A 26,240-nucleotide genomic window follows, 5' to 3' on the forward strand; every position below is an offset into this window, starting at 1 on the left:
TCACAATGACATTTAAAGGCCCCTCCCGATGAGAGGCGCTGATGTTCTCGTGCAGGCGCTGGCAACGGCTGGCACCACGAAGATCTTCAGTCTTTCCGGCAATCAGATCATGCCGGTTTATGATGCCTGCATCGACGCTGGCATCGAGATTATCCACACGCGGCACGAGGCAGCGGCCGTCTTCATGGCCGAGGCCTGGGCGCAGGTGACGGGTCAAATAGGAGTTGCTCTGGTAACCGCTGCGCCCGGCTTTGGGAACGCACTTGGACCTCTCTATTCGGCGCGTGCCTCTGAGAGCCCCCTGCTGCTGTTGACCGGCGACGCGCCCGTTGCGCTGGACGGCAAGGGGGGCTTTCAGGAGCTAGCTCAGGTGGAAATCACACGGCCGCTTACCAAAGCGTCCTTGCGCGCGCTGTCGGCGGAGCGAATCGGAGACGATGCAGCACGCCTCATCGAAATCGCAAAATCAGGTCGGCCAGGGCCGGTGCATATGGCTCTTCCCTTCGATGTGCTCGAAACCCAAGTCGCCGCCGGAACACTGCGGCCGGATGCCGACGCTTTCCGGGACCAAGCAGACCTTGCGGTATCGGATCTTACGCTCATCCAGACGGCATTGGAAAAGGCGGAACGTCCGCTTATTCTGACGGGCCCCTGTTTGAATCCTTCGCGCGCCGGTGACTTGCTGTCCCGCCTTGCGGACGCGGCGGGGGCGCCGGTTGTGCCGATGGAAAGCCCGCGCGGTCTTAACGATCCAGCACTCGGTGATTTGAGGCAGGTGTTTGAGAAGGCCGATGTGATCGTCAGCCTTGGGAAACCGATCGATTTTATGCTCTCCTTCGGTGACGAAGCGATATTTAAATCCTGTCGCAGCTGGCTCGTCGTCGATGCGGAACAGCAGGCGCTCGATCGCGCCGAACATAATCTGGAATCGCGTCTGACCTCAGCTTTTCTGGCAAATCCGCGACGCATTGCCGAATCCCTGACCGGACAGTTGAAGGCAGCGGACAGCCGTTCTTCCTGGCGGCAAGAGGTCACGACTTTGATCAGCGCTAGGGGCTTCAGACTTGATGAGACTGCGGAGAGCGGCGCCATTTCGTCAGCTGTTCTTTGCGCTGCCGTTCAAAAGGAGGTTGAAAAATCGCCGCATTCGATCGTCATTTGCGACGGCGGCGAATTCGGTCAGTGGGCGCAGGCGATCACGAAAGGCGAACGGCGCATCATCAATGGCCCGGGCGGGGCGATCGGGGGCGGCCTGTGTTATGGCATAGGCGCAAAGAAAGCCTGTCCCGAGGCGCAGGTGGTTGCGCTCATGGGCGATGGGACCGTCGGATTTCACTTTGCCGAGTTTGAGACGGCCGTACGTGAAAACACGCCCTTTGTTGTGATCGTCGGTAATGACAGGCGCTGGAACGCAGAGCATCAGATTCAGCTGCGGGCCTATGGCGAGGAACGTTTAATCGGCTGCGGTCTCAGCGATGCGCGCTACGACCTCGCGGCTGCGGGCCTCGGCGCCCACGGAGAATATGTCCGCGATCTGAGCGAGCTTGATGATGCACTTACGCGGGCGTTTCGTTCAGGCAAGCCGGCTTGCGTAAATGTCGAAATCGAAGGTCTCGCGGCTCCGGGCGGTGTGAGCCACTGAGCTTACTCCGCCGACGCCTTGGTTCCGTGATAATTGTATCCGTGCGAGAAACTCGTAACCGGTCGGGGCTGTTCGACACCGTCGATCAAGATGCGGTCGACGAACTCGTTGGCAAAGCAGAGAAGGCCTTTGATGCGATCCGCCTCCCGAACCGGATCCGGGTAGTACCAGACAATATCCTCGTGCGTCTTGCCTGCAACCGTAATTCGTTTGTAGCCGGCCTGACCCTTGTACGGACATTGGCTGGTTGTGCCGCTGGGCTGCAAAAGGTCCGTGCGGACGTCTTCCGGCGGCAGATAATAGCGGGTCGGCAGGCCGGTTTCGAAAAGGAACACGCCGCTACGTGAATCGGCGACCTCAAGGCCGTTTAAAACAACCTGCACCCGGCGGCTCGAGGGCAGGCAGTCGATGCGCCGGTAGGGATCGCGCGCGTGGACGAAGACTTCTTCATCTTCCTCGAACCAGTGGTCGACTTCGTGCCAATAAAAAGAGACGTAGTCGCCGATCGGCGGGCAGCCGGGGATCGGTTTCGCGTAACGCCACATGATGTCATCGTAGGCGCCGCTCTTGCCCTTCAGGCTGTAGTATTCCGCTTCACCTTTGTAGGGGCAATGGCTCTGGCGCTCACTGCCCTCAAAGAGATCCATGCGCACGGAATGAATGGGAAAGTAGTAGATCGGTAAATGGTCTGACTCTAAGAGGATGAGGCCCTCTATGGTATCTGCGACCGTCACTCCACCGGCCAAAACTCTCAAGCGTTTGGGGGCGGGCAGGGTGAAAACCACGTAGCCGGGTTGGATGTCGTACTGAACGACCTGGTCCAAAACCGGGAGGTCTGGGCCGCGTCCGCGAAGGTGAGGTTTACGCATCGTCTGATGTCCTTGAGGTCCGGTCTAGATCCTTTAAGGATCGCCGCTGGGATGCAACCTTTACCTATAAGCCTCTGGCTGGGAACAGCCACGTTAACGGTGATGTGAATAGGAAGCGCCTCTGCCTGACATTAAATTTTGACGATAAAGTCTGAACAGCATTGGCTCGGTATAATCTCCGCTATCGGCCGTTGTAATGGCCGGCGACAACCTAATGGTCCATGCCACGCGGTCCTTTAAGGCGCGTCGCTTGTAGTAGATGGGAACACCGGCAGGTAAAGGGAGATGACGGCGATGATGTGGCGCAAAACCTATCCGGAGAAGGTTGGCACGGGGGTATTTCCGGGGCTATTTCTTGTCCTCGCCATCGGACTTCTAAATCCTGTCGCGGCCCAAAGCACGGCTCAATCAAAGATCGATAAGGCCGCGATCCTCACCATAAACAGTGAGTTCTACCGTGCATTTCGGGAGAGTGATGAGCCCGGTATGGATGCGGTTTGGGCGCAAGAAGGTTCTGTCTCGCTTCAGCATCCTTCCGGTTGGCGGGTAGACGGACGCGAGGCGGTGATGGAAAGCTGGTCGCTCATCTTGCAGCGGCCGCCACGTATCACCTGCGTCGTCGAAGGCATCAGCTTTGCCGAGAAGCTGGCAACCGTGTTCTGCAATGAACAGCTAAATCCCGGCAACGTAAGAATGAAGAACATCTTTCAGCGCGAAGGCGGCGTTTGGAAGATGATCTATCACGGTCCGCTTTCCGAAGATGAAGCGGTGAGTTGAACTTCGAGACTTGCTCCCCTGTCCTGCGGTGTTAGAAAGGCACCATGACCCAGGACTTACAGGACAAAATCGACCGGCTGGAAGCGCACGTCGCCGAACAGGAACGCGTGCTGCAGGATATGAGTGAGGTCATGGCCAAACAGTGGTCGAACCTGGATGCACTTACGGCAAAGGTCAATCGGCTGCTCGACCGGCTGAGGGTTCTTGAAGCGGAGAGTGAAGTGCCGGACACGGCGCCCCCGCCGCATTATTAGCTCGATGGCGATTAGAGCGCCTGTTCAGGCGACACTAACGTTGGCTTTGCCACCATCTGCCTCACTGACCACGCGGTTCCGGCCGTCCTGTTTGGCTTTGTAGAGTGCCCTGTCGCTACGCCGGATCAGGTCTTCCATCGATTCACCCTTATGGTACGTTGCGACGCCGATGGAAACGGTGACTTTACCGAAGGAGTCACCGGTCCGACGGTTCTTCAAGACCTGTTTGGCGAGATTCACCCGGATGGTCTCAGCCAGTTTTATCGCGTTTACCAGTTCGGTGTCTGGCAGGATGACGGCAAACTCCTCGCCTCCATAGCGTGCCGCAGTATCCTGACCCTTGACCGTCTTACGCAGATTCTGGGAAACGAGCTTTAACACCTGATCGCCAATTTGGTGTCCGTAGGTATCGTTGAATTTCTTGAAGAAATCTATGTCGAGAAGCAATAGGGAGAGCTTTTCATTGCTTTCCGTTGAGCTGTTCATGCCCTCCGCGAGGCGGACATCGAAACATTTACGGTTAGCCAACCCAGTCAGGCCATCGGTCATGGCTTCCTGGCGAACCTTTTTGAGATCGTCCTGCAGCTCGTTTATTTCCTGGGAGGAATCGTTGAGCCGTTCTTCCAGATCTTTGTTGCGCTGCGCGACCTTTTGGGTCTCGACCATGACGTCACGGATCAGAACGTTCAACTCGTCCGCCGTGCCGTCTGCGGCTTTTGCCAATTCGCCGGAGAAATCCCCAAGAGTTTTGCCGTAGTCCGCTGCAATGTCCGTCGCACTTTTTAACTGGGTGACGATCTGTTCGGCGATGTTTTGAATCTGACCGCCGGCTTCATCAATTTCGCGGCTGCTTTTCTCGGTGCCGAAATACTCTGCGTAGAGGTTGGCGTTTTCGTCCTGGGTAAACTTCGAATCACTTTTGATTAGCCGATCGACAGCTTGGCACAAACCTGGATTGTTACCGTTGCAGTAGTCATACCAGATGTTGAAATTCCGAGGTGTCATCGGAATTTGTTTCGCGCGCATTTCGGCAAATGCGGCTTCGGCCACTTTTTCCGAATGAACGAAGCTGTCGGTCATCACTGTAGTCCCTGTTTCGATGTAAACCAGTTTATGGCTGGCCAGCCCAAATAGCTCTGATCCCATGGGCACGATGAACGTCGTGCTGGGCGAATGAATAGGTCGAAATATTGGCGGAAAAGTCTTAGGGAAGCGTTATGCCCGTTGAACTAGGTTGGTGGATTCTTCGTATGGTTGCTTTATACGAAGGCAGACAATTAGGGCCCTCGGGCGCGATTGCGCAGAATTCTGCCATGCCTTTGCCGAGTAAATCACTTAATAAGGGTAGAATATACTTTGGTGCAACTCTGCATTTTGTCGAATGGTTCACCGAAAAATCACTTCTTACCGGTCTTGAAGGCTGAAAATGTTCGATGTAATGGGGCCTTTTCACCCGAGACCAGTGGAAGAGGGCGGGCTGCTCCCGCTGTTGGGGAGCTGCCCGCCGGAGCCATTCGAGGCATGTGCCGCGGTTCGTAAAAGCTTTGATTTTGAACCGTATCGCCCAGAAGTTCTGTCACGGAATTTGTTGGAATCCATCTGGTTTCGATCACAGCATCTCCGTGCGGCACGGCCCGATCAGAGTTAGTCGGCTGTTTTCAGTTCGCGTACCAAGCCCGACACATTCCACCCCAGAAAGGTTTCTGCGCCGATATCGTAGTCTCCCAGATGCGGATAGCGGGCAAGGATTGCAGCAACGATTTTCTTTACCGCATCGTCTTTGAGGCCGGTCCCATCTTCTTTCATATTGCCGGGCATATTTAGAGCTTCTTTGACAAGGGACTGCTGAAACGTGATGTATTCGATTTCCGAGGCCAGCACGCTTCTAGGGGTCGCCGGATCACCATGACCCGGATAGAGAAGTTTCGCGTCCCCATAGGTTTTCTGGATGTGGCGATGCTGTGCTAAAGCACCCTCGGAAAAACCTTCGCCGAGGTAAAAGTGCGCTGAATGCATTGTCGCATCCCCCGTGAAGAGGATCTTTCTGTCCGGCTGATAGATCAGGATGCTGTTTTCGCTTTCTCCGGCACCGATTTCGTCGACCATCAGATCGATACCTGCAAGATTCAGCTTTGCACCGTCCTCGACGATCCGGTCGGCTTCCACGAGCTTTTTGTCAAAATCGTCTCCAAACCCATAGGTCAGATAACTCTCATGGGTGGGTTTAAATCCATCGGCGGTTTTTTGGGTCGTGATGACAGGGAAGCTGCCGAGCTCTTCAAACAGCGCATTCAGGCCGCCAAAATGATCGCCGTGGGCATGGGTTATGAAGGCGCCCGCCACCGGCTTGCCGGTCGATTTGATCATGGTGGCCATGAGTTTTGCATCGGATCTGAACAACTGTGCATCGATCACGACGATGCCGCTATCGCTTTCCAGCCAATAGCTGTTGGTATTCCACTTTTCAGCTACGTAGCGATGAACTTTGAAGTCGCCAGCCCAGGCCGGCACCGCGACGGTACAAGCGACAAGCATGACGGCGATATCTTTGAGCCGCATTCTCATAGTTTCCTCCCGGTCAAGAACGTGATTGATCGTAGATCCCAAGCAAAAATCGGGGGAGGTAGAAACAGCGGAAGCGCTAATCTGGAGCGGATTTACCGATTTATTTGTAAACCTGAATTTGTATAAATTTACAAAGCTGAATTATGTCAAGTATTACAGTAACTTAAATGAGACGCGAGATTGAAAGCTACAAAACACACCTTTCGGTCATGTGGCCTCGTTTGGGGCTTCCAGCGTACCACCGTCTGTGCGTCTGCCGCGCCGGTATTGAGAAGGTGTCATATGCTTGAACTTCTTAAAGGCGTTGTTAAAGGAAACCCGGTTGTTGAAGCCGGCATCGAAAGCGACTTTTTCGATATTCGCTCGTTGGTCGGCGGCAAGACTCTCGGCAGCCGCACCCACGCGGAACTCATTGACGTAATCGTAGAAGTTTTTGCCGTGATGATGATTGATGAATTGAGACAGGACCGGGCGGCTGACGCCGACCATGTCCGCCAGCTCTGATAGTCTCAAATCGTTTTTCCTGTATGCCTGAGACTCGCGCATCACAACGTTTAGCTTCGCGGCCAAGGCTGCGGCAACCCTATCGTCCAGCGCCTCGCCATTGAAAGCTGGGCGTTCCTCATCAATCGTTTGCTGGAGTAGGACCTCGGGATGAGATAGGGAAAAATATCCAATCGCGAACACCGAAATCGACTCGGCAGTCAGATAAACCACGGAATACGGCGACGGTGCGTCCAGAATCATACCTGATACGGTCAGAATCATATCGACCGAGACAACAAAAGCGAAAACGATTGTCAGGCGGTTCAACCAGGACAAGTTGATGGAATCCAGGCGCGAATAATTCTCTCTCAATTTTTGGTCGTATGACCGCAAAAGGCCAAAGCAGAAAATGAAATAGGCGCCCATCTGCAGATAAAAGGCGAGGAGAACAATATCTTTCAGAACAGATAGTTGCTCCGCAGCGATCCAGCCTTGCCTACTCAAAAGATGGAGCGGGAGCTGCATCAAAATAAGTAAAACGGGGAGGCTCAAATGCCGCAGCAACAGAGGCAGGTTCAGATTTCGTTGAGCCGAAATGATGCCGACGTACAAATAGAGGCACGGCCCCCACAGAAAAATCGACGCCCAATAATAGACATCGACCAGTAACCAGTGCCGTGGCAGGTCTGCCTTGTAGACGTAGACGTTCCACATGCACAAAATGACAATGCCGATCAGAAACGCCAATACCGCGTTCGCGCGTCGATTGCCCCGCCGATTGAATAAGAGTACGGCAATCTGCAGTAAGCCGTGAACAATGGCCGCCAGGAAAATGTTCTCGAGTCCGATCATTTTAATCCTGGCCTTTTTCTATTCGTCCTGGCCGATCGATGCCCCACCTTCCGTTTCATCGCACAAAAGGCGAGGACTTTCCATAAAACACGATTGATCTTCCAACCTGGCGGCTGAGGTGGCCACGGTCTAGGGGGCTTTCTCTTCCTCTTGACCACTGTCGTCGTCGAGTACAACCTGGGCCAGCTGCAGGCCTGTGGGCACCAATTCCGTGACGACCGTGTCGGCGCCGATCGTCTCCAATTCCTGCGCATGTGCAAGATCGCGGGCACGGGCATGGATTTTGAGCTTGGGGAAAATGTAGCGCAGGATTGCAGCCACCTGCAGCGATACATGCTTATCGTCTAGGGCGATGACGATCGCTCGGGCAGCTTCGACATTGACCGCTTCCAAGACTTCAGCCCGTGTCACGTCGCCGTAGTAGACGGGGAGGCCGCGTTTTTGAGCCTGGGCGATCGTGTGGGGATCCATGTCGATTGCCAGGAACGGTACTTTGGCTTCGGTAAACTGCTTGGCGACAGTGGCGCCGACGCGGCCGAAGCCGGCAATGATGATATGACCCTGCAGCTTTGTGTCGCTCTCGGCGAGTTCTTCGATGCTCGGCACTTCGTTGCGCTCAATCCGACTGGATGCCTTTTGACCGAGGCCGGCCAGAAAAGGCGTAGCCAGCATGGTGAGCGCAACGACCACGATCACCATCTGACCCAAGGCGGGCTCGATGATGCTCTGGGTTACGGCGGCACCGATCAGGATGAAGGCAAACTCGCCCCCTTGCGCCAGCAATACTCCTAAGTGAACGGCGTCTGCCAGCGACAGCCGGGCCAGTTTTGCCAGTAGCCCAAGGATCATCGCCTTCACGGCTAAAAGGCCGGCAACCAGCAACAGGACCGTTGCCCCCTGTTCGATGATCAATCTTGGATGGATCTCCATGCCGACTGTCATGAAGAACAATCCGAGCAGTAACCCGCGGAAAGGCTGAATTTCAGCAGCCACCTGATGGCGGAACTGGGTTTCGGCCATCAGCATCCCGGCCAGAAATGCGCCGAAGGCGAGGGACAATCCGACGTGCTCGGTCGCGACACCGGTTCCGAGCACAACGAACAGTGTCATGGCGGCGAAGATTGCCGGTTCACGGGTTGCGGCGACCTGGGTGAAGATGTGACGGAGTAGAATGCGGCCGATCCCCAGGATCAAGGCAACGGTCACGATCATCTTGACTGCGGCTTCGCCCAACAGAGTCAGCAGGTCGCTGCTTTGGTCGCCAATTGCGAAGACGCCGACCAACAGCGGCCCAACCATCAGATCCTGTACAATCAGGATGGCAAAAGCGGCGCGTCCGGTTTGCGATGTGAGACCACCGCGATCCGCGAGCAGCCGGAGCACGATGGCCGTGGAAGATAGCGCGACGCCAAAGCCGATAATCCCGGCGGCCTCCGGGCGGACCCCCATGGCAGCCACGGCTGCCGAGATTGCAACGCCGGTGATGGTTACCTGTGCGATGCCCAGCAGGAACACGCGGAACGGCATGACCCGAATACGCGCAATCGGCAGTTCCAGGCCAACGGTGAAAAGCAGGAAGACAACGCCCAGTTCCGCAAGCGCTTGAATGGTGGCGATGCCTTGCACTAACCCAAGACTATAAGGGCCGATGACGGCACCGGCGCAAAGATAACCCAGCACAGGGTCCATGCGAAGGCGCCGAAACAGCGAGACTGCCAGGACGGCCGCCACAAGAACGATCAGAACCTCGAGCAGATAGCTCGACTCAGTCATTGCGCGGCACTTTCATTCGACAGGGAAATCCTTGGCATATTCATAAACAGCTATTGGGTACCTTGTCTTCGGCGAGAAGCTGAACTCAGTCGCACCACAACGGCGCTGCAACATCCGATTCGCCCGCTATTAAAGTATAGTCTTTCTCTGCCTTAGAGCGACAGGGGTGATGGGCTAATTTCCGCGATTGCGAACTGCATCTATCATTGCTGCAGTGCGAAGCAGCCTCATGACCGGAATTGTGTTATGGTATTGCGTCCAGGTGTAGAGGAAGGCGACGTCGGGCAGGAAGCTGTGACGCTCGTCCGGCTCACGATTTATATCAGCGGGCTGAACTTAAACGCGCCATGTAGTGATGGTGATGTCGAGACCAGGTAGGGAGGGACCGATGAAGTGGCTGGCGATAGTTCTTGTGGCAATTGTGTCGCCGATGCAGGTTCAAGCAGCCTGTGATTGGCTGGCAAAACCGGAGCCGGACGCGCATAGCATTATCTCGTCCCGGCTGGCCTGCCTAAGTGACCCCTATTCTCGTGCTTGTGTCGAGTTTGACCAGCAGCCCAGAGCGGCTCGCGAGGCCGAACGCCTCCGGCGAATAGCCGACTTGGAGCTCGATGGCAAAGACGCGGCAAATCTGAAAGAACGCGGCTTGTGGCTTGGGGCGACCAAGGAAATGGCCTGTCTGGCCTGGGGCAAACCGCACGAGGTTGCGGAAGTTGCGGCCAATCCCTTCGGCGAGATCTGGTCCTACGATGAAATCGACCGCCTGCATTTTGACGGCAACGCAATTGTTGCAATCAACACTCCGGCCAAGAGCCTGGCCAAAGGTGATAACTAGAAAACAACAGCTTACCAGCTGTTCCTGAGCTCTCTCAGCTTGATAAACACAGTTTTTGGATCGGGATTTTCAGGGAGGTCGGGAAACGACTCCCGAAGCGTCGCAATGACACTGGGGCTGTGCAGGCGAAAGAAAGTATTGACCTCCTTCTCCAGCGCCAAGGTGGAAACCATGGCCTGATTTGTGTCCTGATCCTCGATCTTTTCGAGCAGTTCGGCTGCACGGTTGTTATCTGGCTCCCGGTTCAAGGTGAACTCCAGATTGTTTGCGATGTAGTCGTGCCCCGGATAAATCCGGGTTTCGTCCGGCAATTTGGCAAGCTGGTTGGCAAAGGTCTGGTAGAGTTCGTTCGGATGGCCGCCGTTGTGACAGTTGCCCGCGCCTGCGTTAAAGAGAGTATCGCCGCAGAACAGCCCTGCATGGTCGCCGCGTGACAACAGACATACGTGACTCATGGTGTGGCCGGGTGTATCCAGCGCCTCCAGCTCAACAGATTTTCCAACCCGGACGACATCACCCGCATCAAGCCCCTGGTCCATACCCGGAATACGGTCTTTCGCATTTTTGTGCGCCAGCAGCTTGGCGCCGGTGGCCGCAATGACCGCGTCGTTGCCGCCGATGTGGTCATGGTGCTCGTGGGTGTTGAGAACTTGGGTAATGCTCCAGCCCTTGCGTTTTGCAGCGGCGAGGCACTTGTCCGAATCCAAGGGATCAATGGCCAGGGCTTCCCCGGTTTCGCTACAGACGATCAGGTAATTGAAGTTGCGGTAGGCGTTGCCGGTCCAAATCTGCTCAACGATCACGACGTTTTCTCCCTGTTGCGGCCACCCGCGATTTATGCGGAACCCGCGAACCTTGATATTTAGAGATACTATGACGGCGCAAGAATAGCCCTGCGGCGTCGTTTAGCAAATGACACAATGTTGGAACCAGCCCCGGAAGTGCCGGACTTCAGATAAGCTGTTGAGAAGGGAAGGCGACCCCAGTCATGAAACGACCCTGGGTTTCTTTTCGAGAAACGACAGGGCCTCGGACATGGTCTGGGCGCGGGTCAGCTGCCGCCGACCGCTGTAGACTATATACTCCTTGCCGCGCCCCCGTGCTTCAGACCGCTTTGCGATAGAGAAAAGCGGGGAATCCATGGTGTGCCGGAAAATTGAGAAGATGGCGCTGCCGTTGACCTGATCTATGGCGTAGTCACGCCATTCGCCGCTGGCCACACGTCGGCTGTAAAGGTTCAGTAGCTGACCGAGCTCCTGACGATCGAAGAACGTTGTTCCGCCTTTGCCACGGCGTCCATCGATGCGATACAGCTCTGCCATATAAGCCAATACCTCCCAAAACCTCACATAAGTGTCTCCGAAAATTAACGCGACGTCCAGTCGTTGCATCAAAATTGAAGCGGGAAGGGAGGTGAAAGGCGATACTAAGCTTTAAGAATTATATCCAAGCTACTTAAATAGTTGGATATTTAAAAACCACGGCTTCAATAGACCTTGGTTTGTGCGGTGGATGATTTATCGGGCTCGCGATAGCAGGAAACTCCGCCAATGGTCCGATAGCAATGAAGCGCCTGCTCTTGAGGTATTTCGGACTGTTCATCCTCGAATTCCTGGCAGTATTCCTCACCGTTGACGAATTGCACAATGGAGCAGTCCTTGTCGAATGCCCAGGTATTGAAATGATCGCCGACGGTCTTTTCGGTATGGGCGAGACTGACGATGCTGGCGCCGGTCAGCATGACCTGAGTCGAAGGCTCACAGGCGGTCAGGCCTAGAAGGCATGTGCCTAGGGCGGTCATACGTAACATCATGCGTCTCACCTTTGCCAAAATACCTTTTTTGGACCCAGAAAGGCCCGCCTTTGGGACAAAAAAGGACCCACGAAGCCGCAGTCCCGCGCATTTCAGTCTGAAGTGAGGCGGTTAAGAAAGGATTAGAACACTGTTGTTGGCAAATTTGCGTGCTTTATGCCCTTACAGTGCTGGAAAGATTTGTGTTTTTGGCGCCAAAATCCTATGTCCTTTCTCATCTGGGTGAATTTCGTGTCGTGGATCGGATAAATACGATGTGGATAGCTCCCAAAATGGCGGATTCCAGGCGAAAGTCGGCGCTTTTGTCTGGTACCCACGGATCGGCGGGATATAGCCGATATGTGGGGAAAGGCCTTATCAACCGCGCACTGGCGAGCTATGTTAGCGCCCGCTTCAGTGCCGCAGGGTGAAGGACGGCAGATCTCTGCCAAAAAGTAGGTAGTAAGAGGAAAACGCGTGGCCGATATATTTCAAGAAGTAGACGACGATCTTAAGCGCGACAAGGCGACCGCGTTCTGGAAACGTTATGGCCGCTACATCATTGGCGTTGCCGTCCTGATTGTGGCGGGTACGGCGGCCTATCAGGCCTGGACAGCTTACGATCTACAGCAACGCAGCGCCCGGTCCGACGCCTATGCCGCCGCTTTGACGCTGGCGACCAGTCAGGCGGACGATGCCAAGGCGTTAGCGGATTTTTCGGAGATTGCGTCCGGCTCGGACAGCTACAGCGTGCTCGCGTCCTTTGAGGAAGCGCGGTTGCTGGCGGCTGCGGAAAAAACCGACGAGGCCATTGCTGCGTGGGACCGGATTGCCACGGAGCGTGGAACAGACGAAGCCTTCGGCGCGGTCGCAACCCTGCTTTCGGCGATGCATCAGATTGACGATGGAGATATCCAAAGCCTCAAAGCTCGGCTGGAGCCTCTGGCATCGCCCGGAAAAGCCTTCCGTCCCACAGCAACAGAGCTCCTGGCCATTCTGGCGCTCAGAGAGAACGACAAGCAGACGGCACGGGAGCTCTTTACGAGCCTGTCAGACGACTTGTCGGCACCTGCGGGTATCCGTGCGCGTGCCACGCAGATGATTGAGGCCCTGAAGGACTGAACTCCATGCAGCAGCGATTTTTGACTCTGGCCGCCCTTTGCGGTTTGGGCCTCGGCCTTGCCGGCTGCGGGATCACAGACTGGTTCGATTCGGCCGAAGAACCGCGCTTGCCGGGCGACCGCATTGCGATCCTGGCACTGGACAAGGGCCTAACGCCCGATCCTGAAATCGCCGATCAACAGATCATTCTGCCTAAACCCTTCGAAAACAACTTTTGGACCCATGCCGGCGGAAATCCGACGCATGCCATGTATCACCTCTCGATGAACGACAACGTTGAAGAATCCTGGCGGTCCGACATCGGTGAGGGTTCTGATGATTCGCAGAGCCTGCTGGCACAGCCGATCGTCGTCGAAAATGTCGTCTTCACCATGGACGCGCAGACCGAGATCTCTGCGTACGATACGGTCAGCGGCAAGCAGTATTGGCGTGTGGACCTGGAACCCGAGGATGAGGACGATGGATTTTTTGGAGGCGGCATCGCTTACTCCGAAGGCCGGATTTATGTAACCACTGGCTTTGCCCGTGTCTTTGCACTTGATGCCAGCTCGGGGAACATCATCTGGGAAAAAGACATGCCGGGCCCGCTGCGGGCGGCGCCGACCGTTAATGGCGGGCGTGTTTTCGTAGTCACTCTGGACAATCAGCTTCTGACTCTGGCTGCCGACGATGGCCGCCGGTTGTGGAGTCACATCGGAATTCAGGAAGATGCCGGCCTGCTGGGCGCAGCAAGTCCGGCAGTCGCAGGATCCACTGTCGTCGTGCCGTTTTCATCGGGTGAAATCATCGGGCTTTCTGTCACCGACGGCCGGGTGATCTGGAGCGACAGCCTGTCTTCAGTCAACCGTATCGATCCGCTTGCGGATCTGGCGCACATTCGTGGCCAGCCGGTCATTGACCGCGGCGTCGTGCTGGCCATCAGTCATTCCGGCCGCATGATCGCATTGGACATCGAACGCGGTGTCCGGGCTTGGGATATTGATCTTGGCGGGGTGCAGACGCCCTGGGTGGCAGGCGAGTTCGTATTCGTTCTGACCAATGATGCCCAGGTGGTGGCGCTGCGCCGGCGTGACGGCAGGCTGCGCTGGGTCCGGCCGTTGCAACGCTTTGAAGACGAGGAAGATCAGGAAGACCTGATTCAATGGTCCGGGCCGGTGCTGGCCAGTGATCGCCTGATCGTGGCCGGCTCGCACGGTGAGGCAGTTTCGATCTCGCCTTATACCGGCGAGGTCCTGGGCTTTATCGAACTTCCCGACGGTGCAGCTCTGTCACCCGTGGTGGCCGGCAACAGCCTATATTTTTTGACCGACAGTGCGGACCTGGTGGTGATGCGCTAACGGCTTTTCGGATGCCCCGGGTCCAAAGGACCGGGGCAGTTAAAGTAAGAAAATGGAATACAAGGTAGCCATTATCGGCCGACCGAATGTCGGCAAATCGACGCTGTTCAATCGGTTGGTTGGCAAGCGGCTGGCCCTGGTTGACGATCAGCCAGGTGTCACGCGCGACCGCCGGGAGGGCACAGCCAAACTCTACGATATTACCTTTACGGTCATCGATACGGCAGGGCTGGAGGAAGCCTTCGACGACAGTCTCGAAGCGCGTATGCGCGCCCAAACCGAACAGGCTGTCGAAGACGCAGACCTGGCGTTTCTGATCATCGACGCACGCGCAGGTGTGACCCCGATGGATGAGCACTTTGCAAAGTGGCTGCGGCGCACGCCGACACCTGTATTTTTGCTGGCAAATAAGTGCGAGGGCCGACAGGGGGATAGCGGCCTGATGGACGCCTATCGGCTCGGATTGGGTGAGCCCGTACCCATGTCCGCCGAGCATGGCCTCGGCATGACGGATCTTTATGACGTGGTTGACGAGCACATGAAACGCTGGGAGGAGGAAAGAGCTTCTCTTGGTGGCGTGGCGTCAGACGATGAGATGTCTGATGATGAAGACGATGTCGAAACGCGACCTCTTCAACTCGCGATCGTCGGGCGCCCCAATGTCGGCAAGTCAACCCTGATCAATCGCCTGCTCGGTGAAGACAGGCTCCTGACCGGGCCCGAAGCGGGCATCACGCGGGATTCCATTGGTGTTGAATGGACCTATGGTGATCGGCCGATCAAGCTGTTCGATACAGCAGGGATCCGGCGTCGCCCCAGGGTCCAGTCCAAAGTCGAAAAGCTTTCGGTGGCAGATAGCTTAAGGGCCATCAAGTTTGCACAGGTGGTTGTGTTGGTCCTCGACGCCGACGCTGCGCTTGAGAAACAAGACCTGACCATCGCACGCATGGTGGAGGAAGAGGGGCGGGCGCTGGTCCTGGCCGTCAACAAATGGGATGCCTGTCGCAATCGCAATGATGTCATCAAGGACCTGCGTGATCGCTTGGAGCGTTCACTGCCGCAGCTGACCGGGGTTCCGGTTGTCACCATATCGGCACTTCGGGGGCAGAACCTCGATAATCTGCTCAAGCGCGTGTTTGATGCTTACAAAGTCTGGAATAAGCGGATTTCGACCTCGGCTCTGAACCGCTGGCTCGATGCCGTGACTTCGGCCCATCCGCCGCCCGCGCCGGGTGGCCGCAGGATCAGACTCAAGTACATGACACAGGCGAAAAGCCGGCCACCGACGTTTGCCATTTTCTGTACCAAGGCGGACGATCTGCCGCTGTCCTACGGGCGTTATCTCGAAAACGCTCTGCGAGACGATTTTGATCTCTACGGCACGCCCATCCGCCTAAATTTCAGAAAGGGCGATAATCCTTACGCGAAGGACGGGCGCTAGCCTGCTCTGACGTTCTTTTAAATTTTTTTTGCATCCTTTCGCCTGCCACTGCGTCTTAAGAAGTGACGACACAGCGTAAGGAGACGGAAAATGCGCCTTCAATTGGCTCTCAATGTTCGTGATATCGACGAAGCCGTAGATTACTACAGCAAACTTTTCGACTGCCAGCCTCATAAGCGCCGGCCGGGCTATGCTAACTTCGCTATCACACAGCCCCCGCTGAAGCTGGTACTCTTTGAAAACCGTGACGCCAGCGAACGGTTGAACCATCTGGGTGTTGAAGTGTTTGACGCCGATGTGCTTGCCAATGTGGCGCAACGCCTGGAAACGGCTGGATCGGCCGGTAAGCTGGAATTCGATCAGGTTTGCTGCCATGCGGCCCAGGACAAAATCTGGTCGCAAGAGCCGCAAGGTCTAAGTTGGGAGTGGTACCGGATTACCGATGATACCCCAAAGGAAGAACCACAGAGGTCTGGTGCTGTCTGTTGTTCCGGAGAGCAGGGCGCAGAAATGTGCTGATCCAAGATGGCGACTTCAGAGTTTAAGGACGTCCAGCCGGATGATCGCAATGTGAATTCGGAGACCTGGGCGGGCTTCCAACAGCGTTTGCGCGGTTACGTTGGCGGGCGTGTGCGTCCCGACGAGGTAGACGATCTTGTCGGTGATATTCTGCTCAAACTGGTTTCTTCTAAAGATGGTCTCTCGGCCGCAAGCAATCCGACGGCCTGGATGATGCGTGTCGCCACCAACGTGATTACTGACCATTATCGCCGCCGGGCGAGGGAGCAGAGAAAACATGCTGCCGTATCGACGGAGAATACGCTCTCGGTGGAGACTTCAGAACTTCCCGATGTTGCCGCAAACACGGAAGTTACCGCTTGTCTGACACCGTTTATTCGAAGTTTGCCAAAGCTTTACGCGGAAATCTTGATGCTGACGGAAATTGGCGGAAAGACCCAACCGGAAGTCGCACGCCAACTTGGCTTGTCGCTTCCGGCCGTGAAGTCTCGTGTAAAAAGAGGGCGGACCAAATTGAAGCAGGCGCTTTTACGCTGCTGCGTTCTAGAACTCGACTCTCGGGGCAATATTATTAGCTACCAACGGCGACGCGACGCCTGCGGAACACGCTGCTAGCTTTTATGTGACGAAAGTCAACGCGGTACCTCGACGATTTCACCATTGCGTTGGCAGTCTGCAGACGCCAGTTCAACGAAAAGTTCCGTTATCTCCTCGGGGGTACGCAGGGTCTCGGGATCTTCACCTGGGAAGGCCTTTGCGCGCATCGAAGTCCGGATCGGACCAGGCGACAGCAAGTTGGCGCAGATATTGGTTTTCTCGTTCTCGGCAGCGTAGATCTTAACCAGGGAATCGAGAGCCGCCTTCGTGGCGCTGTAAATCGCCCAATAGGCTTTGTGCTTGGAAGCCGCCCCTGAAGTTACGAAGACTGCGCGTCCCGCGTCCGATAGCTTGAGCAGGGGATCGAAACTGCGCAGCAGGCGCCAGTTGGCGGTCAGATTGATGTCCAGGGTCTCACTCCAGACCTTGGGGGCAATGTGCCCAACCGGAGATAAGGTTCCGAGAAGTCCGGCGTTGCCAACCAGGATGTCGAGGCGCCCGAAGCGCTCATAAATCGAGGCGCCCATCTGGTCGATCGCGTCGAAGTTCCGAAGATCGAGTGGCACCAGAGTCGCCGGGGCGCCACCGGCAGCCCTGATCTCATCGTCGATCTCCTCCAAGCCGCCCACGGTTTGCGCGACCAGAATAAGGTGCGCGCCCTCGGCGCCGAATCGTTTCGCCACTGCAGCGCCGATGCCGCGGGATGCCCCGGTGATCAGGGCTATCCGGCCAGCAAGGCGTCCGTTGGCAGTCGAGGAAGGAGTTTGTTCTGTGGTTTCGTCGGTCATTGCGGTGCTTTTCGGCGAAAAAGAGAAGGAATGGATTTAAGCGATTTTAAGAGGAAGATCGCGAGAAAAGCGCCTGCGGCAGCATAAGCGAGACCTTCCGGGGTAATGGGGACGGCAGGCTTGTAAGCCGTTGCCGCGGCCTCCAGTATATCGGCCTCTGCCTGAGACGCCATGATGAAGGGGCGCTGCCAAACCGGCGACTGGGTCAAACTTTCCAGGCTGATGCGTAAGCGGTCCACGTCGGCCAATTCCTGAAGAAGGATCTCACCTTGCCGTCGGTGCGCCGGAATCTGACTGGTCAGAAAGCTATCCAGATATTCCTTAAGTGGAAGTTTTTCTGCAATTGCTGCCTCCTTGATCCGATCAGCCTGCAAGGCAGCCTGATCCAGGTGCCCACCCAAACGTTGCAGATACTGCTGAAAGAACTCGGGAAACTGCGAGGTCGTCGACCCGCCTGCTGCAGCCGCGGTAAGATATACGATCCTGGCGATCAGCGGCATTCGGCGCTTTCGATCAGTTCAAGGTGTGGCCGCCTTTGCTTTGCCGTCGGCAAGGCGTCAGGCGAGCTCGGCCAGTAAGGACAGCTGCGGCGCGTTCGTTGGTTCTGAATGATCCGTGAGGCGTGTCGGATAGTCGCCGGTGAAACAGGCATCGCAGAACTGGGGCGTTTCATTATCCCGCTTTTCCTCGCCCATGGCCCTGTAGAGGCCGTCCATTGAGATAAAAGCGAGGCTGTCGACACCGATGTGTTCCGCCATCTCCGGCACGTTCATTTGCGAAGCCAGCAGTTCACTGGTTTCGGGCGTGTCGATGCCGTAGAAGCAGGAATGCGCTGTCGGTGGCGCAGCGATCCGCATATGAACTTCGGTGGCACCGGCCGCGCGGACCATTTCCACGATCTTGATCGAAGTGGTGCCGCGCACGATCGAATCGTCGACCAGAATGACCCGCTTGCCTTCAATCATGCCACGGTTGGCGTTGTGCTTCAGGCGCACGCCAAGATGTCTGATCTGCTGCCCCGGTTCGATAAAGGTTCGGCCGACATAATGGTTTCTGATGATGCCGAGCTCGAAGGGGATCCGGGCTTCCGCTGCATAGCCGATTGCTGCTGGAACACCCGAGTCAGGCACCGGGATAACCACGTCTGCCTCGATCGGCGTTTCATTGGCCAGTTCGACCCCGATGCGCTTGCGCGCTTCGTAGATGCTGTGGCCTTCCATAATCGAATCGGGGCGCGCGAAGTAAATGAATTCAAAGATGCAGGCACGCTGCTTGAGCTCGGGGAAGGGCCGCATTGAATGGATTCCTGCGGAATCAAGCACAATCATCTCGCCTGCCTCGACGTCCCTGACAAAATCGGCGCCGATGATGTCGAGAGCGCAGGTCTCAGATGCGACCACGTAGGCGTCCCCGAGTTTGCCCAGCACCAGAGGCCGTACGCCAAGCGGGTCGCGGACTGCGACAACGCTGCTGTCGGTGATTGCGACCAGAGAATAGGCGCCTTCGATCTTGCGGACCGCTTCAATCATCCGATCAATCAGTGTCACGCCACGCGACATGGCGATCAGATGGATAATGACCTCGGTATCCATGGTCGATTGAAAGAGAGACCCGTTGCGGACCAAGTCCTGCCGCAAATGCCGCGCATTGGTCAGGTTACCGTTGTGTGCCAGCGCAAAGCCGCCGTAGTGCAAATCGGCGAAGAGCGGCTGGACATTGCGCAAAGCCGTCTCGCCGGTCGTCGAATAGCGGACATGTCCGATTGCTGACTGCCCGGCGAGCCGGGTCATCACATCTCCGGAGGAAAAGATATCGCCGACGTGCCCGAGATCGCGGTGGGCGTTGAACTGTTCGCCGTCATAGGCAACGATGCCGGCAGCTTCCTGGCCTCGATGTTGAAGCGCGTGAAGGCCCAGGGCCGCGAGTGCCGATGCGTCGTTGTACCCGAAGATACCGAAAACGCCGCATTCTTCGCGTAACTTGTCGTCGTCGAAGGGATCGGTAGTCATCATTGGGCCTGCTCCCGCACTGGCTCTTTGTCACCGGCTGCCTCGATTGCGCGGCGCATCTGTTCGCGCATCAGCCGGTTATATTCGGGTTCCCCCTCTCGGGCATCTGCCTTGGGGCGAGGGGAGACGATGTCTTGAAACGCCTGATTGGCGCCTTGGATATCCTGTGCCTTTTCAACCGCATCGCGCGCCGTGTCTTCCGCCCGGCTGCGATACTGTTCCGGGATCAGGGCATTTAACATCAAAGCGCCTTCTTCAATCAGGGGCTTTGTGCGGGCTTCTTCGATCCACACCGGATGATCCTGTTGTGGGATAGCCCAGGTGTAGGCGATCCAGGCCAGGCAGACGATGACTCCGCCGCGTAAAAATCCGAACAGCATCCCAAGCGTACGGTCGAGCGGTCCCAGACCGCTGTTTCTGACATGCTGGCAAAGCATCCTGGTGAAGATTGTAAGGACAACCAGTACGGCGACAAACAGCACGACGGCGGTCGTGACCTCTGCGAAAAGATCAACGGTAATCACCTGTTTGACGTAGGGCAGGGCATAACCGAAGCCGTAGAGCGTGGCAAAACTGGCGCCAATCCAGGAGCCGACAGCCAAGACCTCGTGAACGAGGCCGCGAAACAGCGCCAGAATGCCGGAAATCACGATAACCGCGATAACGGCGATATCCGCAACGTTGATGGGCAGGCTTTCCATAGTCGTTCGTCTCAGGCTTTAATCGAAAGGTGCGTCATTCGTCCTCGGCATCCCGCCGGCGGACCGATTTCGCGGCAAACATCGCAACGAGATCCTGCAAATGCTCGATTTCCCTAATCTCCAGGCCGTGATCCGATTCGCGTTTCTTACTTCGTGACCGTCTGGGCGGAATCAAGGCACGCGTAAAGCCTAATTTTGCGGCCTCTTTCAAACGAGTATCCGCTTGACTGACCGCTCGGACTTCGCCGGACAGGCCGATTTCGCCAAAAACCACCGTTTCATCCGCCACCGCCTGATCCGTCGCTGCGGAGACCAAAGCCGCGGCCACCGCCAAGTCTGCAGCGGGTTCACCAATCCGTAACCCACCGGCAACGTTTAAATATACCTCATTGCCCGCCAATGCCAGCCCGCATCTGGCCTCAAGGACCGCTAACACCATTGCCAGCCGGCTGGTGTCCCAGCCGATTACAGCCCGTCGTGGTGTGGCCTGCGGTGAGGGTGAAACCAGGGCTTGCATCTCGACCAGAACAGGGCGCGATCCCTCCAGCCCGGCGAACACTGCTGAGCCTGAAACGTTGCCGCGCCGTTCTGCCAGAAAAAGCGCCGAAGGGTTGGCAACTTCGCTCAAACCGTCTTCGGTCATCTCGAAAACGCCGATTTCGTCGGTTGGTCCAAAGCGGTTTTTGACTGCGCGAAGAATCCGGAAGGGGTGGCCGCGCTCGCCCTCGAAGGTCAGGACTGTGTCAACCATATGTTCGAGCACCTTGGGGCCGGCGATGACGCCTTCCTTGGTGACATGACCAACCAACAACAATGCAAAACCACGCCTTTTTGCGAGACGGATCAGTTCCTGGGCGGAGGCCCGGACCTGGGTCACGGTGCCCGGCGCGGAGTCCAGGCTGTCGATATACATGGTCTGGATGGAATCGACCACGACGATCCGCGGAGCGTCGGCACTGTCCAGGCTGGCGGCGATATCGCGTACCGAGGTCGCGGCGGCTAGCACGATATTGGTGCCATCGAGCCCAAGACGCTTTGCGCGCAACCGGACTTGATCGACGGCTTCCTCGCCGGAGATATAGGCGCATTTGACGGCAACACCGCCTGCACCCGATCCCAAAGCTGCTACGGCCTGGGTCAAGAGCGTCGATTTGCCGATGCCGGGATCGCCGCCGATAAGGACGGCTGACCCGTTAACCAAGCCGCCACCACAGACCCGGTCGAATTCAGCAATGCCGGTCGGCAGGCGCGGTGCCTGCTCGCTGGTGCCCTGAAGCTCGACGAACTCCAGCCGCTGGCCCGCGCTCCGCCGGGCGCCCGAGAGTCCGTTGCTGCGCCCCAAACCACCGGGCACAGTCTCACGCGGCGCTTCCTCGATAATGGAGTTCCATTCGTTGCAGGATTCGCAACGGCCGATCCACTTTGCGGTGACGGCACCGCAGGACTGACAGACGTAACGGGACTGGGTCTTAGCCATTCGGCGACGCGTACCTTAGATTTTCCATGAGTCGCTGCAAACTCGTGCGGTGCTTGAACAGGTAGACCACTGGGTCACAGCGAGCGGATCTGCATCTGGATCGGTCCCTCCGAACTGCCATGGATGAACTGCTCGACATAAGGATTACCTGAGTGATCGATATCCTTTGTCGGGCCGGACCAGATGATTTTGCCCTGAAACAGCATGGCGACCCGGTCTGAGATGCGCCGCGCACTGGCCATATCGTGAGTGATTGAGAGCGCCGTCGCGCCAAGGCCCCGCACACATTGGACGATCAGACGATCGATCACATCGCCCATGATCGGATCGAGACCCGTGGTCGGTTCGTCGAAAAAGATGATTTCCGGATTACTCGCAATCGCCCTGGCCAGGCCGACGCGCTTACGCATGCCGCCGGACAGCTCTGCTGGAGACAGTTCGGCGACTTCTTCATTGAGGCCCACGGCAGCCAGCTTTTCCAGTGCTAAAGCCTTCGCCTCAATGCGATCCATGCCTTTGCCCTGAACCAGGCCGAAGGCGACGTTTTCCCAAACCGGAAGGGAATCGAATAGAGCGGCGTTCTGAAATAGCATGCCGAACTTGGCGCGGACTTCTTCGAGATCCGAGCCGTAGAGCCCGACGACTTCCTGCCCGTCAACAAGTATGCTTCCCGAATCCGGGTGCAGCAGGCCCAGAATGCATTTCAGAAGCACGGATTTCCCTGACCCGGAGCCGCCGATGACCAACACGGACTCACCCTTGCCGATGTCCAGATCCACGCCATCCAGGATGACGTTATCTCCAAAGGCCTTCTTCAGCCCGCGGATTTGAATCTTTGGTGTGGGGTTTATGGCAGTCGGTTCGGTCATTGCGCGAAGAACAGTTCGGTAATGAAGTAGTTGAAGCAAAGGATCAGGATGGAAGCCGATACCACGGCGTTGGTAGTTGCTGTTCCCACACCCTGTGCGCCGCCGCGTGAATGGTATCCGTGGTAGCAGCCCATCAGAGTGACAAGGAAACCGAAAGCACTGGCCTTGACCAATCCCGAGACAACATCCTGAACCTCTACGAAGTCCACAGTGTTGGAGATGTAGGTGGCGGGGTTGAACCCCAGCTTATAGACCGAAACCAGATATCCGCCGAAGACACCGATGATGTCCGCGATCAGCACCAGGATCGGCAGAGTCACCAGCCCGGCGATCAGACGAGGTGCGACCAGATATTTGAAGGGATTGGTCGAAAGCGTATAGAGGGCGTCGATCTGTTCGGTGACCCGCATCGTGCCGATTTCCGCGGCAATGGCCGCACCCACTCTGCCGGCGACCATCAATCCGGCTAGAACGGGACCCAGTTCGCGGGTGATCGAGACGATGACCACATTTGGAATCGCGCTCTCGGCCGAGAAGCGGGCAAAGCCGGTGTAGCTCTGCAACGCCAGAACCATGCCGGTGAAGATGGCCGTCAGGCCCACCACGGGCAGCGAGTAATAGCCGATTTCCAGCATTTGGCGACCGATCAGCCTGGGATAGATCGGCGGGCGGACACAGTGTGTAAGCGCTGCGATCGCGAAAATCGACAGCCGTCCGGCAACTTCCAGAAAAGCAATGAAGGTCCGGCCGATAGGTTGGAGAATTGGCATCGGCTAGGCGTCCAGGTACAGCCGGTGATAGCGATGACCGAGCGCGGTCAGGAGTTCGTAGCCGATTGTTCCTGCTTCGTCAGCAAGAGCGTCGACACCAGTCTTTGGATCGAGCAGGTCCACCAGAGCGCCTGGACGGGCTTCGCCCGCAGGCACGGCCGTTACGTCGAGAGTTATGAGATCCATGGATACGCGTCCCACCACAGCAACACGGCGATCGCCGATCCAGGCGTGCCCCCTATCAGACAAGTAACGCAGATAGCCATCCGCATAACCTACAGCGACCGTCGCGATACGCATTGGGCCACCTGCCTGATGCGCGGCACCATAGCCAACGGTCTGGGGAGCGTCAATCTCGCGAACCTGCAGGATTTTACCTTGGAGTCGAACCACTTGCCGCATCGGACTGGGTTCTGCCGGCGTTGGGTTGACGCCGTAAAGTGCTACGCCGGGCCGGGCGAGGTCGAAGTGATATTCCGGACCCAGGAAGATGCCGGAAGAATTGGCGAAGCTGGCGGGTATCTTGGGAAAGGCGGCGTGGACTTTTTTGAATGCCGCAAGCTGTTCCCGGTTTAGCGGGTGCTCGGGTGTATCGGCGCAAGCCAGATGGCTCATCACGAGCTGAAGGTCGATAGCCTCTAGCACCTCTCTGCGCGTCAGAAGCGACTGGAACTCGCCGTCCGGCAGTCCGAGCCTGCACATCCCGGTGTCGATGTGCAGGGCGGTGGGAAGCGCCCGTTCCTGAAGGCGGGCAAACGCGCTCCAGTCTTCAAGTTCACCGAGAGAGTTGAGGACCGGTCTGACGCCGCTCGCCAGGAATTCCTCTGCCGGAGCCGCGATCAGGCCATTCAAGACATAAATTTCGCAATCCGGCGCTGCTTGAGCGAGCGCGGTCTTCAGACTTATGGCTTCGTCGAACTGAGCGACGAAAAAGCGCCGGGCGCCCGCGTCTGCCAGCGCTGGCCCAACTTTCGCGACACCGAGTCCGTATGCGTCCGCTTTGACCGCAGCGGCACATTGAACCCGGGGGCCGATTTCTTCACAGAGTCTGAAATAGTTGGACTGGACCGCTTTCAGATCGATTGTCAGGAGCGCGCCGGCACGCGCCGCTGCGGGATCCTTGATCACCTGTGAGTCTGACTGAACCGGCATCAAAGCTTCAGTAATTGGAGTCGGGCAGGTGGTCGTCGGTGATCAAATCGCTGAACTGGGTGAACTCACCATTGAACCCAAGTTCGACCGTGCCGATCGGTCCGTGACGCTGCTTCGCGATGATAACCTCCGCTTTGTTCCGCGAGGCTTCCAGGTCCTCGTCATACTTGGCCATGCGCTCGCGGAACTTCTCGGGCGTTTCATTGCCGCGCGCACCTGGCTTCTCGCGGGCCAGATAGTATTCTTCGCGGTATAGGAAGACCACCATATCCGCGTCTTGCTCGATAGAGCCTGACTCGCGGAGATCCGCGAGTTGAGGGCGCTTATCGTCGCGTTGCTCGGTTTGCCGCGACAACTGCGACAGAGCGATGACCGGCACGTCGAGTTCCTTGGCAATACCCTTCAGGCCACGGGTGATTTCAGAGACTTCCTGAACCCGGTTTTCACTGCGGCGCCCCGGAGGGCCCGACATCAGCTGCAAGTAGTCAATGACGATTAGATCGAGACCGTGCTGACGCTTAAGCCGCCGGGTGCGTGTTCTGAGCGCGGGAATGTTCAAAGCCGGTGTATCGTCGATGAACATCTTGAGACTGTGCAGCTTGCGGCTGGCCTGGAACAGACGTTCGAATTCCGTGTCGTGAATTTCACCGCGCCGCATGGAGTCGGAGCGCACATGCGCTTGCTCGGAAAGAATACGGGTTGCGAGCTGCTCGGCGGACATCTCGAGCGAGAAGAAGGCGACGACTTGCGGAACCTCGGCCAATTCACCGGTCGGATCCTTGGTCAGCTTGTTGTTCGAGGCGGCATGGAATGCCACATTGGTGGCAAAGGTGGTTTTACCCATCGATGGGCGCGCGGCGAGGATGATCAAATCCGAGTTATGCAAACCGCCCATCAACTTGTCGAGATCGCGAAAACCGGTCGGCACACCCGCTACTCCGGTTTCCTGCTGCATGGCCGTCTCGGTCATGTGCAACGACTCGACCACGGCATCCTTGAAGCTGGTAAAGCCGCCTTCAGTCTGACCGATCTCGGCTAGATTATAGAGCTTCGCCTCTGCCGATTCGATCTGCTGTGCCGCGCTCAGATCAAGGTCATGGTCAAATGCGTCATTGACCACTTCGCCACCAAGATCGATCAGTACGCGGCGCAGGTAGAGGTCATGGATCGTCTTGCCGTAATCCAACGCATTGATGATCGTGACGTAGCTGCTTTGCAGCTTGGCGAGATACTGTGCGCCTCCGACCTCGGTCAGTCCTTCGTCGCCTTCGAAAAGGTTCTTTAAGGTAACGGCATTTGCGATCTGGCCGCGTTCGATGATCCGGCCGCAGGCGTCGAATATCCGGCCATGGACCGGGTCGGCAAAATGATCGGCCTGCAGAAAGTCGGAAACCCGTTCGTAGGCGCGGTTGTTGGCAAGCACTGCGCCCAACAAAGCCTGCTCGGCTTCGTAGTTGACCGGTGGGCTGCGTAACAATTCGCTATCGTCTTCGATGACGGGTAGGGGCGCGAAGGTTGATGACTGTGTGTTGTCCATGGCGAAAGAAACTATCAGATCGTTGATCCGGAGCCTACCTGCGGGGCTGTGGGTAACAAAAAATAACGTGGATAAC

Annotated in this window: 27 protein-coding genes; 10 read left to right on the forward strand and 17 right to left on the reverse strand. The window is 56.9% G+C overall.

Annotated elements, in window-relative coordinates; all coding sequences use genetic code 11:
* Positions 1–28: 28 nt before the first annotated feature.
* Positions 29–1,642, forward strand: a complete 1,614-nt coding sequence (locus QMZ18_RS27530) for a thiamine pyrophosphate-binding protein (protein ID WP_282609602.1) — start codon at positions 29–31, stop codon at positions 1,640–1,642.
* Between the two features lie 2 nt (positions 1,643–1,644).
* Here QMZ18_RS27530 and QMZ18_RS27535 read toward each other — a convergent pair whose 3' ends face one another.
* The gene (locus QMZ18_RS27535) at positions 1,645–2,511 is read right to left on the reverse strand and encodes a DUF427 domain-containing protein (protein ID WP_282609603.1); all 867 of its coding nucleotides are present in this window, start codon (positions 2,509–2,511) and stop codon (positions 1,645–1,647) included.
* A 294-nt stretch (positions 2,512–2,805) separates the two neighbouring features.
* Between QMZ18_RS27535 and QMZ18_RS27540 the strand changes: the two genes are divergently transcribed.
* Positions 2,806–3,288, forward strand: coding sequence for a nuclear transport factor 2 family protein (locus QMZ18_RS27540; RefSeq protein ID WP_282609604.1), 483 nt, complete (start codon positions 2,806–2,808; stop codon positions 3,286–3,288).
* Positions 3,289–3,332: 44 nt separating this feature from the next.
* A complete protein-coding gene (locus tag QMZ18_RS27545) occupies positions 3,333–3,542 on the forward strand; it encodes a SlyX family protein (protein ID WP_282609605.1) in 210 nt (69 codons plus the stop codon).
* A 24-nt stretch (positions 3,543–3,566) separates the two neighbouring features.
* Here QMZ18_RS27545 and QMZ18_RS27550 read toward each other — a convergent pair whose 3' ends face one another.
* Positions 3,567–4,622 (reverse strand): GGDEF domain-containing protein, encoded by a 1,056-nt coding sequence (locus tag QMZ18_RS27550; protein ID WP_282609606.1) that lies wholly within the window; start codon positions 4,620–4,622, stop codon positions 3,567–3,569.
* A 137-nt stretch (positions 4,623–4,759) separates the two neighbouring features.
* On the opposite strand from QMZ18_RS27550, the gene QMZ18_RS27555 reads away from it, so the two are divergent.
* A complete protein-coding gene (locus tag QMZ18_RS27555) occupies positions 4,760–4,966 on the forward strand; it encodes a hypothetical protein (RefSeq protein ID WP_282609607.1) in 207 nt (68 codons plus the stop codon).
* 220 nt (positions 4,967–5,186) lie between these two features.
* On the opposite strand, the gene QMZ18_RS27560 is transcribed toward QMZ18_RS27555, so the two are convergent.
* The 3 genes from QMZ18_RS27560 to QMZ18_RS27570 all read right to left on the reverse strand — a co-directional run bounded on the left by QMZ18_RS27560 (position 5,187) and on the right by QMZ18_RS27570 (position 9,218).
* Complete coding sequence (locus tag QMZ18_RS27560; RefSeq protein WP_282609608.1) at positions 5,187–6,101, reverse strand: MBL fold metallo-hydrolase; 915 nt, start codon at positions 6,099–6,101, stop codon at positions 5,187–5,189.
* Between the two features lie 213 nt (positions 6,102–6,314).
* A complete protein-coding gene (locus QMZ18_RS27565) occupies positions 6,315–7,445 on the reverse strand; it encodes a helix-turn-helix domain-containing protein (RefSeq protein ID WP_282609609.1) in 1,131 nt (376 codons plus the stop codon).
* A gap of 129 nt (positions 7,446–7,574) precedes the next feature.
* Entirely contained in the window at positions 7,575–9,218 is a 1,644-nt protein-coding gene (locus QMZ18_RS27570; RefSeq protein ID WP_282609610.1) for a cation:proton antiporter, read from the reverse strand.
* Positions 9,219–9,606: 388 nt separating this feature from the next.
* On the opposite strand from QMZ18_RS27570, the gene QMZ18_RS27575 reads away from it, so the two are divergent.
* Positions 9,607–10,053, forward strand: coding sequence for a hypothetical protein (locus QMZ18_RS27575; protein ID WP_282609611.1), 447 nt, complete (start codon positions 9,607–9,609; stop codon positions 10,051–10,053).
* Positions 10,054–10,064: 11 nt separating this feature from the next.
* Here the strand turns inward: QMZ18_RS27575 and QMZ18_RS27580 are convergent, their stop codons facing one another.
* From QMZ18_RS27580 to QMZ18_RS27590, 3 genes are all read right to left on the reverse strand, one after another.
* Positions 10,065–10,856 (reverse strand): hydroxyacylglutathione hydrolase, encoded by a 792-nt coding sequence (locus QMZ18_RS27580; RefSeq protein WP_282609612.1) that lies wholly within the window; start codon positions 10,854–10,856, stop codon positions 10,065–10,067.
* A gap of 183 nt (positions 10,857–11,039) precedes the next feature.
* A complete protein-coding gene (locus QMZ18_RS27585) occupies positions 11,040–11,375 on the reverse strand; it encodes a DUF2794 domain-containing protein (RefSeq protein ID WP_282609613.1) in 336 nt (111 codons plus the stop codon).
* 164 nt (positions 11,376–11,539) lie between these two features.
* Complete coding sequence (locus tag QMZ18_RS27590; protein WP_282609614.1) at positions 11,540–11,866, reverse strand: hypothetical protein; 327 nt, start codon at positions 11,864–11,866, stop codon at positions 11,540–11,542.
* Positions 11,867–12,322: 456 nt separating this feature from the next.
* Here QMZ18_RS27590 and QMZ18_RS27595 point away from each other — a divergent pair, with 456 nt between their 5' ends.
* The 5 genes from QMZ18_RS27595 (at position 12,323) to QMZ18_RS27615 (ending at position 16,879) form a co-directional block, all read left to right on the forward strand.
* Complete coding sequence (locus QMZ18_RS27595) at positions 12,323–12,967, forward strand: tetratricopeptide repeat protein (protein ID WP_282609615.1); 645 nt, start codon at positions 12,323–12,325, stop codon at positions 12,965–12,967.
* Between the two features lie 5 nt (positions 12,968–12,972).
* Positions 12,973–14,304, forward strand: coding sequence for a PQQ-binding-like beta-propeller repeat protein (locus QMZ18_RS27600; protein ID WP_282609616.1), 1,332 nt, complete (start codon positions 12,973–12,975; stop codon positions 14,302–14,304).
* A gap of 52 nt (positions 14,305–14,356) precedes the next feature.
* Entirely contained in the window at positions 14,357–15,745 is a 1,389-nt protein-coding gene (gene der / locus QMZ18_RS27605; RefSeq protein WP_282609617.1) for a ribosome biogenesis GTPase Der, read from the forward strand.
* A 90-nt stretch (positions 15,746–15,835) separates the two neighbouring features.
* Positions 15,836–16,264 (forward strand): ArsI/CadI family heavy metal resistance metalloenzyme, encoded by a 429-nt coding sequence (locus QMZ18_RS27610; RefSeq protein ID WP_282609618.1) that lies wholly within the window; start codon positions 15,836–15,838, stop codon positions 16,262–16,264.
* A 6-nt stretch (positions 16,265–16,270) separates the two neighbouring features.
* The gene (locus QMZ18_RS27615; RefSeq protein WP_282609619.1) at positions 16,271–16,879 is read left to right on the forward strand and encodes a sigma-70 family RNA polymerase sigma factor; all 609 of its coding nucleotides are present in this window, start codon (positions 16,271–16,273) and stop codon (positions 16,877–16,879) included.
* 17 nt (positions 16,880–16,896) lie between these two features.
* Here the strand turns inward: QMZ18_RS27615 and QMZ18_RS27620 are convergent, their stop codons facing one another.
* The 9 genes from QMZ18_RS27620 to QMZ18_RS27660 all read right to left on the reverse strand — a co-directional run bounded on the left by QMZ18_RS27620 (position 16,897) and on the right by QMZ18_RS27660 (position 26,164).
* Positions 16,897–17,649 carry an SDR family NAD(P)-dependent oxidoreductase gene (locus QMZ18_RS27620; protein WP_282609620.1) on the reverse strand — a complete coding sequence of 251 codons (753 nt, stop codon included), beginning with the start codon at positions 17,647–17,649 and terminating at the stop codon, positions 16,897–16,899.
* The gene (locus QMZ18_RS27625) at positions 17,646–18,149 is read right to left on the reverse strand and encodes a DUF2937 family protein (protein WP_282609621.1); all 504 of its coding nucleotides are present in this window, start codon (positions 18,147–18,149) and stop codon (positions 17,646–17,648) included. The genes QMZ18_RS27620 and QMZ18_RS27625 overlap by 4 nt, the downstream gene beginning before the upstream one ends.
* 57 nt (positions 18,150–18,206) lie before the next feature.
* Positions 18,207–19,661: an amidophosphoribosyltransferase gene (gene purF, locus QMZ18_RS27630; RefSeq protein ID WP_322097340.1), complete on the reverse strand. Its 1,455-nt coding sequence runs from the start codon at positions 19,659–19,661 to the stop codon at positions 18,207–18,209.
* The gene (locus tag QMZ18_RS27635; RefSeq protein ID WP_282609622.1) at positions 19,658–20,359 is read right to left on the reverse strand and encodes a CvpA family protein; all 702 of its coding nucleotides are present in this window, start codon (positions 20,357–20,359) and stop codon (positions 19,658–19,660) included. The genes purF and QMZ18_RS27635 overlap by 4 nt, the downstream gene beginning before the upstream one ends.
* Positions 20,360–20,393: 34 nt before the next feature.
* The gene (gene radA / locus QMZ18_RS27640) at positions 20,394–21,836 is read right to left on the reverse strand and encodes a DNA repair protein RadA (RefSeq protein WP_282609623.1); all 1,443 of its coding nucleotides are present in this window, start codon (positions 21,834–21,836) and stop codon (positions 20,394–20,396) included.
* 74 nt (positions 21,837–21,910) lie between these two features.
* On the reverse strand, positions 21,911–22,705 hold the full coding sequence (locus QMZ18_RS27645; RefSeq protein ID WP_282609624.1) for an ABC transporter ATP-binding protein: 795 nt from the start codon (positions 22,703–22,705) through the stop codon (positions 21,911–21,913).
* Entirely contained in the window at positions 22,702–23,475 is a 774-nt protein-coding gene (locus QMZ18_RS27650) for an ABC transporter permease (RefSeq protein ID WP_282609625.1), read from the reverse strand. Before QMZ18_RS27650 ends, QMZ18_RS27645 begins: the two co-directional genes overlap by 4 nt.
* A gap of 3 nt (positions 23,476–23,478) precedes the next feature.
* Positions 23,479–24,627, reverse strand: coding sequence for an alanine racemase (gene alr, locus QMZ18_RS27655; RefSeq protein WP_282609626.1), 1,149 nt, complete (start codon positions 24,625–24,627; stop codon positions 23,479–23,481).
* A gap of 7 nt (positions 24,628–24,634) precedes the next feature.
* Entirely contained in the window at positions 24,635–26,164 is a 1,530-nt protein-coding gene (locus tag QMZ18_RS27660; RefSeq protein WP_282609627.1) for a replicative DNA helicase, read from the reverse strand.
* Between the last annotated feature and the right edge of the window lie 76 nt (positions 26,165–26,240).

Source organism: Pelagibius sp. Alg239-R121, from assembly GCF_947331435.1.
Classification (GTDB): domain Bacteria; phylum Pseudomonadota; class Alphaproteobacteria; order Kiloniellales; family Kiloniellaceae; genus Denitrobaculum.

Coding starts and splice junctions, on each gene's coding strand:
- QMZ18_RS27660 (WP_282609627.1), bottom strand. CDS start 26,164: ATGGACAACACACAGTCATCAACCTTCGCGCCCCTACCCGTCATCGAA.
- QMZ18_RS27555 (WP_282609607.1), top strand. CDS start 4,760: ATGCCCGTTGAACTAGGTTGGTGGATTCTTCGTATGGTTGCTTTATAC.
- alr (WP_282609626.1), bottom strand. CDS start 24,627: ATGCCGGTTCAGTCAGACTCACAGGTGATCAAGGATCCCGCAGCGGCG.
- QMZ18_RS27565 (WP_282609609.1), bottom strand. CDS start 7,445: ATGATCGGACTCGAGAACATTTTCCTGGCGGCCATTGTTCACGGCTTA.
- der (WP_282609617.1), top strand. CDS start 14,357: ATGGAATACAAGGTAGCCATTATCGGCCGACCGAATGTCGGCAAATCG.
- QMZ18_RS27545 (WP_282609605.1), top strand. CDS start 3,333: ATGACCCAGGACTTACAGGACAAAATCGACCGGCTGGAAGCGCACGTC.
- QMZ18_RS27650 (WP_282609625.1), bottom strand. CDS start 23,475: ATGCCAATTCTCCAACCTATCGGCCGGACCTTCATTGCTTTTCTGGAA.
- QMZ18_RS27550 (WP_282609606.1), bottom strand. CDS start 4,622: ATGACCGACAGCTTCGTTCATTCGGAAAAAGTGGCCGAAGCCGCATTT.
- QMZ18_RS27560 (WP_282609608.1), bottom strand. CDS start 6,101: ATGCGGCTCAAAGATATCGCCGTCATGCTTGTCGCTTGTACCGTCGCG.
- QMZ18_RS27570 (WP_282609610.1), bottom strand. CDS start 9,218: ATGACTGAGTCGAGCTATCTGCTCGAGGTTCTGATCGTTCTTGTGGCG.
- QMZ18_RS27590 (WP_282609614.1), bottom strand. CDS start 11,866: ATGATGTTACGTATGACCGCCCTAGGCACATGCCTTCTAGGCCTGACC.
- QMZ18_RS27615 (WP_282609619.1), top strand. CDS start 16,271: ATGGCGACTTCAGAGTTTAAGGACGTCCAGCCGGATGATCGCAATGTG.
- QMZ18_RS27540 (WP_282609604.1), top strand. CDS start 2,806: ATGATGTGGCGCAAAACCTATCCGGAGAAGGTTGGCACGGGGGTATTT.
- radA (WP_282609623.1), bottom strand. CDS start 21,836: ATGGCTAAGACCCAGTCCCGTTACGTCTGTCAGTCCTGCGGTGCCGTC.
- QMZ18_RS27645 (WP_282609624.1), bottom strand. CDS start 22,705: ATGACCGAACCGACTGCCATAAACCCCACACCAAAGATTCAAATCCGC.
- QMZ18_RS27575 (WP_282609611.1), top strand. CDS start 9,607: ATGAAGTGGCTGGCGATAGTTCTTGTGGCAATTGTGTCGCCGATGCAG.
- QMZ18_RS27625 (WP_282609621.1), bottom strand. CDS start 18,149: ATGCCGCTGATCGCCAGGATCGTATATCTTACCGCGGCTGCAGCAGGC.
- purF (WP_322097340.1), bottom strand. CDS start 19,661: ATGATGACTACCGATCCCTTCGACGACGACAAGTTACGCGAAGAATGC.
- QMZ18_RS27530 (WP_282609602.1), top strand. CDS start 29: ATGAGAGGCGCTGATGTTCTCGTGCAGGCGCTGGCAACGGCTGGCACC.
- QMZ18_RS27635 (WP_282609622.1), bottom strand. CDS start 20,359: ATGGAAAGCCTGCCCATCAACGTTGCGGATATCGCCGTTATCGCGGTT.
- QMZ18_RS27610 (WP_282609618.1), top strand. CDS start 15,836: ATGCGCCTTCAATTGGCTCTCAATGTTCGTGATATCGACGAAGCCGTA.
- QMZ18_RS27535 (WP_282609603.1), bottom strand. CDS start 2,511: ATGCGTAAACCTCACCTTCGCGGACGCGGCCCAGACCTCCCGGTTTTG.
- QMZ18_RS27600 (WP_282609616.1), top strand. CDS start 12,973: ATGCAGCAGCGATTTTTGACTCTGGCCGCCCTTTGCGGTTTGGGCCTC.
- QMZ18_RS27620 (WP_282609620.1), bottom strand. CDS start 17,649: ATGACCGACGAAACCACAGAACAAACTCCTTCCTCGACTGCCAACGGA.
- QMZ18_RS27585 (WP_282609613.1), bottom strand. CDS start 11,375: ATGGCAGAGCTGTATCGCATCGATGGACGCCGTGGCAAAGGCGGAACA.